The sequence below is a fragment of the Vibrio sp. MED222 genome (assembly GCF_000153005.1).
Lineage (GTDB): Bacteria > Pseudomonadota > Gammaproteobacteria > Enterobacterales > Vibrionaceae > Vibrio > Vibrio tasmaniensis_A.
Window position 1 is genome coordinate 203,258 of record NZ_CH902609.1, and the last position, 13,529, is coordinate 216,786.

Sequence of the window (13,529 nt, forward strand, 5' to 3'; positions counted from 1 at the left end):
AACAGTTTAAAAATACCCTTCGCGTTTCTTCTTCTCCATTGAGCCAGAAGAATCATGATCAATAGCACGGCCTTGGCGTTCAGACGTTGTGGTGAGTAGCATCTCTTGGATAATTTCTGGCAGCGTTGCGGCTTCAGACTCTACCGCACCCGTCAACGGGTAACAGCCAAGTGTGCGGAAACGAACCATCTTTTCTTCAATCACCTCACCTTCTTTGAGCTCCATCCGCTCATCGTCTTTCATTATGAGCATACCGTCACGCTTAATCACTGGACGTTTTGCCGCTAGGTATAATCCTGGGATTTCAATATTCTCAAGGTAGATGTATTGCCAGATATCCAGCTCAGTCCAGTTTGATAAAGGGAACACACGAATGCTCTCGCCTTTATTTACTTTACCGTTATACACATTCCATAGCTCAGGACGTTGGTTTTTCGGGTCCCAGCGGTGATGTTCATCGCGGAAAGAATATACACGCTCTTTGGCGCGAGATTTTTCTTCATCACGCCGTGCGCCTCCAAATGCAGCATCAAAACCATGCTTGTCCAGAGCTTGCTTCAAGCCTTGGGTTTTCATGATATCAGTATGTACAGAGCTGCCATGGACAAATGGGCTGATGTCCATCTCTACCCCTTCAGGGTTTTGATGCACAATCAACTTCATACCCACTTTTTCCGCCATATAGTCACGAAACTGAATCATTTCTTTAAACTTCCACGTGGTATCTACGTGCATTAACGGGAACGGAGGCGTCGCTGGCGCAAATGCTTTTTGTGCTAGGTGGAGCATCACCGAAGAATCTTTACCGACAGAATATAGCATTACCGGGTTATCAAACTCAGCGGCAACCTCACGCATGATATGAATAGACTCAGCTTCTAATTGCTTTAGATGAGTCATACGCTCTGAAGAAATATTCATTTCAAAGAAGTCCTTAAATTACAATCCAATAAAGGCAGGTATTGCGATTAACACAATCAAGCCATAAAGCAGGCACATCGGTACGCCTACTTTCACAAAATCTTGCAGCTTATACTGTCCCGCATTAAACACCATCAAGTTAGTTTGGTAACCATATGGGCTAATAAAACTGGCGCTAGCACCAAACGCGACTGCAAGTATATACGCTTGAGGGTTTGCAGATAAACTCGAAGCCAATTCGATTCCAATAGGAAGTACGAGTGCAGCCGCCGCATTGTTAGTGACCAACTCTGTCATTAACCACGCCAACAAATAAACAACAATCAAGCCCGTCAGTGGAGTAAACAAATAATCATATGAATGAACCATTGTTTCTAGCCCACCCAAAGCACCACTATTTGTTAAAGCCTGAGACAAGAGCAGGGCGGAGGATATAATTAACCAAACATTTTTAGGTAAACGCTGCAGAACCTCATTAGCCGTTAAACACCCAGACAACAAAAGTGCACCTAATAATATCAACATCACTTTAAAAAGAGACACAACACCTAACGCCGCCAACAAGATAGAACCGAGAAACCCAACAACAGTCAGCTTTTCTCTCCACCCACTTAAGCACTGATCCGTTTCAACTTCGCTCAATAAATAAAAATTCTTACGGATATTATTTCTTGAATAGTGATCGTTTCCCACTGCAAGCACTAAGTAGTCACCAGCCTCAAGCGTCACTTCACCAAGCTTACCCGACAACGCCACCCCATCGCGTTTAATCGCAACGACAGCAGCATCAAACAAAGCACGAAAGCCTGAATGTTTAAGTGTTTTTCCGACCAAGTTACTTTCCGGTTTAATAACCACTTCGGAGAGATTATCAAGGGGTAAGCCACTATTACTCGCAAACAAAGAAAGCCCATTGAATTCCCTTAGTATCGTGATCTTCTTAACGTCACCACTAAACAACAAGCGATCATTGGGTGCAATAACCTCTTGAGGAGTCACAGGCGATATCAAGCGCCCCTCTCTCAATATTTCGACCAAAAATAACGACTCTAAATGTCGAAGACCATTTTGCTCTACAGACTTTCCGATTAGCTCTGAATCTGAAGCGACTTCAGTATCGATAATATAATCACGGATCTGAACTTGGTTCTTGTCGTACTCTGGCAATAATGGGCTTAATGCAAACAAAAGCACCCCACAACCCACAACCAAACATAAGCCCACCACGGTAAAGTCGAAAAACCTCAAACTGGGCAAACCTGAGTCGATAACCAAACTATTGACGATTAAGTTAGTGGACGTTCCAACTAAGGTTAAGGTTCCACCCAGTATGGCAGCATAAGAAAGAGGGATAAGTAGTTTACTGGCTTTGTGATGCGGGTTGTTGCGGATCGGTGCCAACATAGTGGAAACGACCGCAGTATTGTTCAATATCGCTGAAGAAAAAGTGGTTAAGCTGAATAACCTGAGCAAGGTGAAACGATAGTTAGGTCCAATAACATAGTTGGTAACTACTCTTAGTAGCTTCGTTTTCTCTAATGCTACAGAGCAAATAACCAACAGCATCAAAGTTAATAAACCCATATTTGAAAAGCTTTGGATAACCTGCTCTGTCGTAACAAGAGAGCTGGTAAAAAGCACTAACAACAATACACCAAACACTCTATCAGACTGAGATTGAAAGCGTATCAAGCCGCAAATTGTTGCAACGAATAAGCCAAGTACCTGAACAGCAGGATTAATTAACCAATCAAGCAAAACCAATGCTCCAAATAAACGAATTAAGGTATGAGAATACAAACACCAAAGAGAACAGCCTATCATGGTGACGTTATAGGCTTAAGTATAGTGACACCATAAAACAGGGAAATACAAGTGTCAGTTCATGGCTCTCGTCAACACTAAAATTCACTAACGAACACTGACTTCGCTACTTAAAGTTGTGCTTATCATTCAATAACCTACGCTCTAAACAGCCACATTCACTACAGGTTTAGCCCCTTGCCTAAGCCTCTTACAATACAAGACTGATTCTAAAAAACGTCAAAGATACGTAAGAAAGCAAGAGAAAAATTAAACGCGGTCGCCCGAGCCTTTACCTAATACTGTTTGAATAATGTATTGGAAGTAAAACTTAGTATTCAACGTGTTAATCATGCGTTGATCCCACTCCGCTAATTTTTTCGGTGTCGACATGTCGATATCATTGATTTGAGCCAATCCCGTCACACCAGGCCTAACCGACAATACTCCTCTCGACTCTCTCTCATCAATCAACTCTTGTTGGTTAAACAGACATGGTCTTGGGCCAACTAAACTCATTTCACCTTTAAGCACGTTGTATAGCTGAGGCAGTTCATCAAGCTTGGTTTTACGCAGGAATCCACCGAGCTTGGTCACTGAACTCGCTCCAACTAAATGAGTCGCGACAGATTTTGTTTCGACAGGCATTGTGCGGAATTTAACCAAGGTGAAAGGTTTTTTGTTACGACCTACACGCGTTTGAAAAAAGACAGGCGACCTTGTATCAAAGTAACCAAGGATACAAATAAGGAGAAATACTGGCCACAGGAACAACAGACCAAAGAGAGCAAAAAAGAAATCCAATAAACGAATCAAAATATAAGTCCTATTAAATTTGAATTAAAAACTGGGGCGATATAAGTACTACTAATTAATCAAAAACACCTGAAGAACTTATGGATAAGAAAGTAACAAGCTATCTAAAACACATCAATGCGACTTCAAGTACGCTTCTACTGTTCTTTTGATTCCTTGCTTAAAGGTCACGGGAGGTGTCCACCCCAGAATTTCCTTCGTCAAACAAATATCAACTTGGAGGTTGCCACATACTCTTTGTGCGACTTGTTGTTTTTTTAACACTGAAGCACTCAGCTCTATCCAAGACATAGGAACGGGTATAAGCCTCGGTGTTTTTCCCATAGATAGAGCAATTGTTCGCATTAATTGAGTTGTCGATACATCATGGTCATCAGAAGCCAAAAATGTATGCCCTGGAGCCAAAGGGTGTTCACAGCACACCAGTATCAAACTGGATAGATTATCCAGATACACCAAGCTTCGACGGTTCTTTATGGCACCAAACGGTAATGGAATACCCTTGTCAATCAAACGCATCATAGATAAGAAATTCGCTTTTACGCCAGGTCCATAAACTAATGGCGGCCTGATAATAACCACTTCTAACCCTGTATCTTTTGAGAGCTTAGCCACCTCAACTTCAGCTTCATACTTACTCAAACTGTAAGGGTCTTGAGGAGTATTATTTAAATTCGGCCCAAAGGGTAAATTGGGCTCGCTAAACTCACCGTTTACTTTGATCGAACTAACAAAGACAAATCTCTTAACGCCCGCATCAGCTGCCTGCTTCGCTAAGTTCAATGTACCCAGTGTATTAATATCTCGATAGGCTATCACTGCATCTTGCTCGACCTCATTCATTTGATGAACACGAGCTGCACAGTGAACAACACAATCGACACCTTCGAATGAACCCGACCAATCAGTAGATGCGCCAATAGAAGGAACAACCAAGCTATTAGTTAGTGGACCTATTTGCTTACGCACAACCGGAGTGACTGCCCAGTCACGCTCTCTAGCCAACTCAACAACTCTAGAGCCGACAAAACCAGTGCTGCCTGTGACTACAATTCTCATAATGCAAAAAGCCTAAAAGTAGAACAAATAACAAACAATATTAACAGTAAACGTACCGAGTGACACATAACAATCAATTACAACTAGCTTACCGCACTCAACAACATTAAAATACAGTCTAAAAACTATAATCATCAAACTTAAGACGCTCAGTGGCTCGCTAAGGAACACCATGATCAGACCAATACATATATTGCTTAATGCCAAACGCAAGAACAAGCGTTTCATCAGTATTGGCTATGATATTTTCGCTATCGTGATTTCACTCTATCTAGCCATTGCCTTAAGGCTTGGAAATGCTTTTTTTTCAGTCGAAATAGAGGAACTAATCACTCTTTTTATTACTGTTTCAATCACAATTTATAGCTTCATTAAATTAGGAATGTACCGAGCTGTCCTACGTTATATGATGCTACCAGCCGTGGGCAACATTTTCTTTGGCGTTATAATATCGACCCTAGCTTTAATAATGAGTGGATTTTTTTTCCAATCGTTCATCCCTAGAAGTGTCCCATTTATATATGCGGGCTTGGCAACCCTGACGCTAGGTGGCCCCAGAATACTTATCCGTTCAATTTATTATCATTGGTTTAAGCGTCAAAAGCCCAATGTGTTTATTTATGGCGCAGGGGCTACCGGTCGCGACTTAACATATGCTCTGATTCAGGGGGATGAATACAATCCAGTCGTATTACTTGATGACGACCCTACAAAGTCAGGTCAAATATTATTTGGACTTAAGGTCCACCACTCAAGTGAATTTGAACACCTTCAATCACTTTATCAACCCGTAAAGCTGCTTTTGGCCATTAATGGGATTAATAAAGGTGAGCGCTTGAGATTGGTTGAAAAATTGTCACATTGGCCAATCGCAGTGCAATCCGTTCCATCAGTAGAAGATATTGCTACAGGAAAAGCGACAGCAACTGACGTAAAAGACTTAGACGTTGCAGATCTACTTGGAAGAGCTGCTGTGGACCCTGACAAGGCACTTTTAGCACAAAACATTTTCAATAAGAATGTAATGGTTACTGGCGCCGGAGGCTCTATTGGCTCTGAGCTGTGTCGTCAAATCATGTCACAGAAACCCAAAACACTTGTGCTGTTTGAGCTAAATGAATACAACCTTTATAAAATCGACCAAGAACTAAATTCGACCAAAATAAATTTAAAAAGCGAAACTCAAATCGTTGCAGCTCTTGGCTCCGTTCAGAGACAAAACCGCTTAGAAAAATTGATGACAGCGCATGGCGTTGAAACTGTTTACCATGCTGCAGCATATAAACATGTTCCGTTAGTTGAAGATAATATTGTTGAAGGCGTTCGTAATAATGTGTTTGGCACACTTGCTTGCGCTGAAGCTGCGATCCAAACAGGGGTAAAAAACTTCACTCTAATCTCAACAGATAAAGCAGTGAGACCAACTAACGTAATGGGGGCAACCAAGCGCATGGCTGAGTTGGTTCTTCAAGCGTTGGCAGATAAGCAAGACACCACAAATTTCACAATGGTACGTTTTGGTAATGTTCTAGGCTCTTCGGGCTCGGTTGTTCCATTATTCAAAAAGCAAATCAAATGTGGCGGCCCTGTAACCGTAACTCACCCTGATATCATTCGTTATTTCATGCTGATCCCCGAAGCAGCCCAACTTGTTATCCAAGCAGGGGCCATGGGTAACAATGGTCAGGTGTTCGTTCTTGATATGGGCGAGCCAGTCAAGATTTTAGACCTAGCGAAACGAATGATTCACCTAATGGGTATGCAAGAAAATATAGAAGGATCACCTCAAGAGGGCGATATTTCTATAAAGTTCACAGGATTACGCCCAGGAGAAAAGCTTTATGAAGAGCTTTTGATTGGGGACAATGTGGAAGGTAGTGGCCATCAAAAGATAATGACAGCCAGAGAGCAGATGTTGAGTTGGAGTGAAATGCAGCCACTTTTGGAACAGCTCGATAGGTGTTGCCATAACTTTGATGAAGAATGCATTATGAGGATTCTATTAGATGCCCCTACTGGGTATAAACCCAATGCTAACGGATAGCACCAAGCTCATCGTAAACCTTTAGAGTTTTTTCAAATACCATTTCTTGAGAAAACTCTGTTTCAACTTTTTGACGCCCCCTAACGCCAAATTCAAGAGTTTTTTCATCATTCTCAAGCAACGCGCGTAAACAGTTAGCAAGTGAAATTGCATCTCCTGGTTGCGCCAGTAAACCGTTAACATTATGAGATACGATTTCACGACAACCAACAACATCAGTTGTGATTATCGCTCTTTGGCAAGAAGCTGCCTCGATTAAGATTCGAGGGACACCTTCACCATATGTAGTAGGCAAACACACTATATCGTTTTCTTTTATTAGCTTAGGCATATTTTGCACGTTACCTAGCCAATTAATATCACCAGAGCTTGCCCAAGCCTCTACTTGACTAAGAGGAATAGCAGAAGAAACGTCGCTATCAATAATCCCCGCAACATTAAGCGTGAATTCAACACCTTGGCTTTCTAAAATCTGCTTTGCTTCGACTAAACAGGCCAACCCTTTTTCGTTCAAAAGTCTAGCACCGAACAAAACACTCTTATTTAGAGGTGACATTGAAGGAGAAAAGCGAGCTAGATCAATTCCGGCACCTTTGACAACTCGACCATTTTCGTACTTTAAAACACCAATTTCATCAAATAGTTGATAATCTTCGTTGTTTTCAAAAATGAAACGTGATTTAGAAGAAGAGATCGACTTATAGAGCGTAGTAATGATACGTCTTAAGAGATTGAATTTAATTGAATTAGAACTAAAAACTGCGCCTAACCCAGTTACACTATAGATTATCGGTTTATTAAAAAACAATCTATTTAGCAAGCCTGCATATATATTAGGCTTAATTGTCACACAATGTATCAATTCAGGTTCAATTTCATCTAATATTCTCTTAAGGCGGAAAATACTACCGATCTCTCGAAGAAGGTTAACACTTTTTCTTTTTACAGATAACTGATGACAAATAAAACCTTTAGATTCCAATTCATTTTTAATCGCATCATTTGAAAAGCTACTAACAATATGAATATCAAAACCTAAAGATTGGAAGTACTCTGCTCGCTCTAACCAGTGAAGACGAAAGTACCAATCAACATTTATTACGTAAACGATCTTTTTACTCATACTTGCCACTTCGATTGGTTAGACCGTGAAAAACCCCTTTTATAATACATCTAAATTGCATAAACCTAGGTTTGAGAAATACACAAAAAATAAGTGCTTGTAAGCTTGATCTTATAAGAGTATAAACTTTCCAACTCAATGGTATGTATGCCCTTTGTAGCAAACGGCAAAAATTACGATAATAGTAATAATGACGTACTGGGGAATGAGTTGTAAGGCTTTGACCTAAAACTTTCAACGGAGCACCGCCAACCTTATGATACATTTTCGCATTAAATGCAGCGATACAAACATAATTTTTACTCTTCGCTCTAAATCCCCATTCAATATCAACACAATCAATGAATAGCCCCTCTTCCATATAACCAATATCATCAAGCGTAGCCTTTGAAATAAGGCAACCAGAAGCTATCAGAAAGTCACATGGAGAAAAGGTATTTTCACTTCTATCACTCGACAAGAACCTATTGACACTATACCTAGATGTACGAATAAACAAACATTCAGAAAATGTATCTTGATCTATATGAACAGGACCAACGGCTGCAACTCTTTGACCTTCAAATTGAGCTGCTTGTCGAGCTATAAACAACTCTTTTACCATTGATTCAGATGGAACACTGTCTTGATCAAACAAAATAAAGTCAATAAAACCCTCATTTAATGCCTTGTTAATACCAATATTTTGAGCATATGCAATCCCCATGTTGTCCGATAAAAATGTCACTTCGACTTGTTCAGAGTCATCTATATCTATTGGCACAGAGGAATTATTATCAATTATATAAATTTTCGAAACTTGTAGCTTCAATTTGTCGACTAATAACTTAAGTTCTTCTTGGACGGGATTGAACGTAATAATTATCGCAGAAACTTCTTTTTTGTTTTCAAGCATAAATTTATCATCATTTAATTTTAAACACTGATTATAACCACAACTAATAACAACCGAAAAATAAAATGACGACAATTTCTCAATTAAGGAGTGGGTTAAAAATTATATAATTCAACCCAACCAGATCATTTATTATTAAAGGTATGATTTGTATATTCCATCAAGATTATCTACTTGATCACTAAAATATGCGATTGAATCTTTAGGCAAGTCAACATCATCTCCAAGCTTCAGCTTCTCATAATGGGTGATAACATTATTTATTGCATTCTCTAACTTCTTTGAATCAGAAGAAAATGGAATAACATTCCCATTTTCTCCTTCAATAATACACTCTGTAACACCACCGGAATCAGTAGTAATAACCCAAACATTTCTAGCAATAGCCTCCCTGACGGTAAGACCAAAGCTTTCTTTACATCTTGAGGGGAATAACAACACATCGATAGATTCAAAAAAATCATCAATATTATTTTGGTTATACCCAGGAACTATAGTGCAGTTATTTATGCTAGATACAACATGATCCGGATAAGACTTATGTCCTAAATTTATCATATTATCAACTATTTTCAAAAAAGCTTTAGAATTATTAACATTAGAGAAAGCTTTTAATACCAAGTCGCTGCCTTTAATAGGAGTATTTCCGCCGACATAACCAAAAGTTATACTACCGTCAAATTTTTTAACTATTGATGCTTTAGGCATAAGAATACCATTTCTATCAACGGTTAAAGGCTTAGGGTGCATATTATTGAGATCATGAAGCTCTGCAGTATAACTACTCGGAGCTAAAACTTCACATGCATTTTTGAGATAGTGCCTGAGTTCAGCATCTCGAAGTGAAGGCGTTTTTTGATTATCTGTACAGTTCTTACACTTGCTTAAATCAATTTTATCTTGACCACAGAACTCACCTTTTGAATCGATCATAAACTGCTTATAACATAACCACCAAGCATCATGAACAGTAACAATATAGTTTATATTTTTATCAATGCAACTTTGAAGAGCACCGATTCCCAGTCCTTGCAAGCAATGTGCATGAGCCAGATCAGGCTTAACCACCTCTAATATTTTTGCTACTGGCTTTACAATTGATTTGTTATTGTAAAGTTCCATATCCTCATTTGGTACAGGTACACCGAATACAGTTACACCTTCTACCTCATAACGAACAGGCTCGTAAGCTCGTAAAGCATCATCAACAGGAAGAGTAGTAACCACATACACTTCATAGCCTTTATGTTTTTGTAAAAGCTTATTTATTTGCTCTGTGACAATCGTAGCACCACCAAAAGACCTTGGAGAATAAAAAACGTTGAATACAACTATTCTTGGTTTGGTCTTAATACAACTATAGTCTCTTACAATTGGCATTAACTGAGTGTTTGCTATCGATTCTGTATTATAGCGGGCCAAGACTGTAGTATTTGCATTAATCGCCATGTCTTGTCGCGTTTGCTCACAACAAACAAGCTTTGTCAGCTTGTCAAACCACTCAACCTGATCACTAGCTATATAACCATTTACCCCATCGTCGATGACATCGATAAAGGCACTCAAAGGAGACGATACTGAAGGAAGTTTTACTATAGATGCTTCGATATATTTAATATTACTTTTAGCTTCATTAAATATATATTTCTCTAAGGGTGCAATACTGATATCGCACTCAGATAGCAAGCGTAAATACTCAGAGTAGCTACAAAGTTCAAAGCGTTCTACTTGAGCATCAAGGCCATCAAAGCTGGATGGTAGCTCCAGTAAACCTATGATTCTAAAAATTACCTGAGAGTTTTCTCTCAGTACTTTCGCAATAGACGAAGCGGCTTCTTCGAAATCAATATTATGAGTTGATGTGCCTGACCCATATACTATCCTAATCTTATTATCTATTTTCTGTTTCTTTTCCGAACTCTTTAATATCTCATTAGCTAGCTGAAGAGTTTCTGAATCTAAGCAATTTTCAAGTATGAAAACATTTTCAACTCCTTCAGCATTCATAGACTCAGCTAAACCAGAGGTCGAAGCAATTGCCATATCACACGCAAGAAGTGCTTGCTTATAAGAATTAGCGCCTTCCAAAACTTGAGTTCTAACTTCACTCGAGAGATCACTAACAGTTTTACTTTCTGCTAGTATAGCTTCGTTAAAGATAAGGTCATCGACTTCCCAAAAAGTTTTTACATTGAGGCGTTTACACTCTTCAATCAAAGCCAATACAGTATCAGTGCTCGGAACCCGATAAAAAATAACTACTGACGAATGGGATATACTCGTTCTCGACTGATAGTAATCAGTCCAAGAAACCACTTCGCACTTAAAACCTAGTAGCTCCAGCATTTCCTTTTTCTGTGTAACTCTGTATTTAGTACACTGTTGTATACTTAACTCAGCTATGATTGTCACGGAGTTTAGACAAACTTCATGAGCTAATACTGAAGGCTTGTTGATAAAGTCTCTCTCAGTCAAACTATGGACATGTCCTCTCGCTGAATTATTTAAAGCTGTATGTACGAGGGTGCGTAGCCCGCCTGACTTAAAGACTTGAAAAGCATATTTTAGGGTATTTCTAAGACCTTTCTGACGGATAATGCGTGGTAGATAAAGAACGAGACTCTTTGCTCTCTTCAGTTTAATTAATACACTTATAATTGGCTGTACAGCTCTCCAAGTAGTAGAGTTTTCAATAGCACTTAAACGGTTAACCGTGCTATCAAGAGCATTGACTTGCTCTTCTAACAATTCAACCTTATGATTTAACGAGCTATTTTTACCTGTCAAAATACTGACTTCATCTAAAACTTTGCTTCTGAAGAAGTCAGATCTTGAGTATAAGTCAAAAAATTTACTGTAGTTATCAGAAGGGAAATTAATATTAGCGCCAATACGAGTATAGAACTCATCGAGTATTGCCTTAGCCGATGCAAATTTACCGATGCTAATTAGATAATCATGTAATTTATGATATTTAGAGGAGTCAGAACACTTAGAACATACGACAGATGACAATACTTCTAGGTCAAAATCTAAAAATCGACGTTCAACGCGAAACTGTTCATACTCACTTCGGAAAAACTTTGAGTCGTTGATAGCCAAACTCAAATTCTCACCGTCTCCTCTCACCCGATACGCAGACAATTTATGGTTAAGTAATGTAATATCTTCAGTAGAAGATAACCTTAACCACATGTCATAGTCTTGAAGTTGAAGTAACCTTTCATCGAAATAACCATACTCCTCAAAGATGCCTCTATGTAACATCGCTGAAGTCGCACACAACATATTTCCACAATCAATGAAATGTTTTTTTATCTCTAAACTATTAAAATCCTTATTAAATATTTTAGATAATTCGTGACCACATATATTTTTTTCATCATCAATTGTGTCGACCCAAGTGAAAGAAAAACGAGCCCCACTCTCAAGCATCAACTTCAATTGCATTGCTAGTTTGTTATTGTAATAAAGGTCATCACCTGAAAGTAAAGTAATATAAACCCCCTTTGCAGATCTAATTGCCAAGTTAGATGCATGTGAAGGGAAGGTATTATTATCCAGAGCAATTAATTTAATTTTATTGCTTTCAGATTCATAATTTCTTACTATTTCAACAGTACCATCTGTAGAGTTATTATCAACAATAATTAGCTCAAAGTTTTTATAAGTTTGAGATAAACAACTTTCAATAGAATCTGAAATATAATTTTCATGATTATAAGTAACCATGCATATTGAAATTAGAGGAAGACTCGATTCGTTCATAATTAATTAGACCAGTTATTGATCAGGTTCACTACATGCTTTTGCTCTGATTCAGTCAAAATAGGGCTTATCGGTAGACTTAAAATATCATCACAAATAGCTCTAACTTCATTTTCATGATCTATTTCGGCGTACGCTACCTGTTCATTGACAAATTTAGGATAGTGTTTTTGAGTTTGAACACCATTTTCTAACAAGTATTCACTCAACTTTTCTCGTTCCGATGTCTTAATAACAAACAAATGAAAAACATGGCTTTCTTCATATTCCCATTCAGGGAGTTTTACTAAATCATTATTAATATTGTCAATGTAATAACGTGCAACCCTTTGACGATCTTTAATATCTTCATCAATGTACTTAAGCTTAACTCTTAAAATAGCCGCTTGTATTTCATCCAACCTACTGTTCACACCTTTGTAAATGTGCTCATATTTTATGTGAGAGCCATAGCTTCTTAATGCAGAAACTATTTCCTTTAGCTTCTCGTCACTTGTTGTAATTGCACCGGCATCACCTAGAGCCCCTAAGTTTTTCCCTGGATAGAAACTGAAGGCACCAGCATGACCCCAAGATCCCGCTTTTTTCCCATCAATCATAGCTCCATGTGCTTGTGCGCAATCTTCTAGCACCAACAAGTCATAATCTTCAGCTAGCTTACAAATTTCTTTCATTGGAGCTAATTGACCGTACAGATGTACCGGAAGTATGACTTTGGTCTTTGATGTGATTTTTTGAGCGATTTTGGAAACATCGATGTTAAAGTTATTTGGGTCTGCGTCAACTAATACAGGAGTCAAATTACACTCCGAAATAGCAAGCACCGATGCAATAAAAGTGTTAGAAGGGACAATAACTTCATCACCATCATCGATTAACCCCATAATTTTCCATGCTTTCAAAGTAAGCGTTAGAGCATCTAGCCCATTGCCGACACCAATACAAAACTTCGTTTGGCAATAAGTTGAAAACTCTCTTTCAAACTGCTCGAGCTCATTTCCCATGATATACCAACCAGAGTCAATAACCTTGTCAAAGGAAGCCTTAATTTCGTCTTTGTATCTTTCGTTAATTTTTTTTAAGTCTAAAAATGGAATCAT

The 13,529-nt window shown here is 38.6% G+C and carries 9 protein-coding genes; 1 reads left to right on the forward strand and 8 read right to left on the reverse strand.

From position 1 onward, the window contains the following. Nucleotides 1-6 precede the first annotated feature (6 nt). The 4 genes from cysD to MED222_RS06190 form a co-directional block, all read right to left on the reverse strand. A complete protein-coding gene (gene cysD / locus MED222_RS06205) occupies nt 7-921 on the reverse strand; it encodes a sulfate adenylyltransferase subunit CysD (RefSeq protein ID WP_009847930.1) in 915 nt (304 codons plus the stop codon). Between the two features lie 18 nt (nt 922-939). After that, a complete protein-coding gene (locus MED222_RS06200) occupies nt 940-2,679 on the reverse strand; it encodes an SLC13 family permease (protein WP_009847931.1) in 1,740 nt (579 codons plus the stop codon). A 315-nt stretch (nt 2,680-2,994) separates the two neighbouring features. Continuing rightward, nucleotides 2,995-3,543: a sugar transferase gene (locus MED222_RS06195; RefSeq protein WP_086027548.1), complete on the reverse strand. Its 549-nt coding sequence runs from the start codon at nt 3,541-3,543 to the stop codon at nt 2,995-2,997. 111 nt (nt 3,544-3,654) lie between these two features. Beyond that, on the reverse strand, nt 3,655-4,599 hold the full coding sequence (locus MED222_RS06190; protein ID WP_009847933.1) for a UDP-glucose 4-epimerase family protein: 945 nt from the start codon (nt 4,597-4,599) through the stop codon (nt 3,655-3,657). Nucleotides 4,600-4,771: 172 nt separating this feature from the next. Between MED222_RS06190 and MED222_RS06185 the strand changes: the two genes are divergently transcribed. After that, nucleotides 4,772-6,643, forward strand: a complete 1,872-nt coding sequence (locus MED222_RS06185) for a polysaccharide biosynthesis protein (RefSeq protein WP_009847934.1) — start codon at nt 4,772-4,774, stop codon at nt 6,641-6,643. Here MED222_RS06185 and MED222_RS06180 read toward each other — a convergent pair. From MED222_RS06180 to MED222_RS06170, 4 genes are all read right to left on the reverse strand, one after another. Then, complete coding sequence (locus tag MED222_RS06180) at nt 6,633-7,766, reverse strand: glycosyltransferase family 4 protein (protein ID WP_009847935.1); 1,134 nt, start codon at nt 7,764-7,766, stop codon at nt 6,633-6,635. The two genes, MED222_RS06185 and MED222_RS06180, sit on opposite strands and share 11 nt — an antisense overlap. Further along, a complete protein-coding gene (locus MED222_RS06175) occupies nt 7,759-8,661 on the reverse strand; it encodes a glycosyltransferase family 2 protein (RefSeq protein WP_009847936.1) in 903 nt (300 codons plus the stop codon). The genes MED222_RS06180 and MED222_RS06175 overlap by 8 nt, the downstream gene beginning before the upstream one ends. Before the next feature lie 135 nt (nt 8,662-8,796). Next, nucleotides 8,797-12,429: a glycosyltransferase gene (locus MED222_RS21585; protein WP_083784128.1), complete on the reverse strand. Its 3,633-nt coding sequence runs from the start codon at nt 12,427-12,429 to the stop codon at nt 8,797-8,799. A gap of 2 nt (nt 12,430-12,431) precedes the next feature. Then, nucleotides 12,432-13,529: a DegT/DnrJ/EryC1/StrS family aminotransferase gene (locus tag MED222_RS06170; RefSeq protein WP_032555314.1), complete on the reverse strand. Its 1,098-nt coding sequence runs from the start codon at nt 13,527-13,529 to the stop codon at nt 12,432-12,434.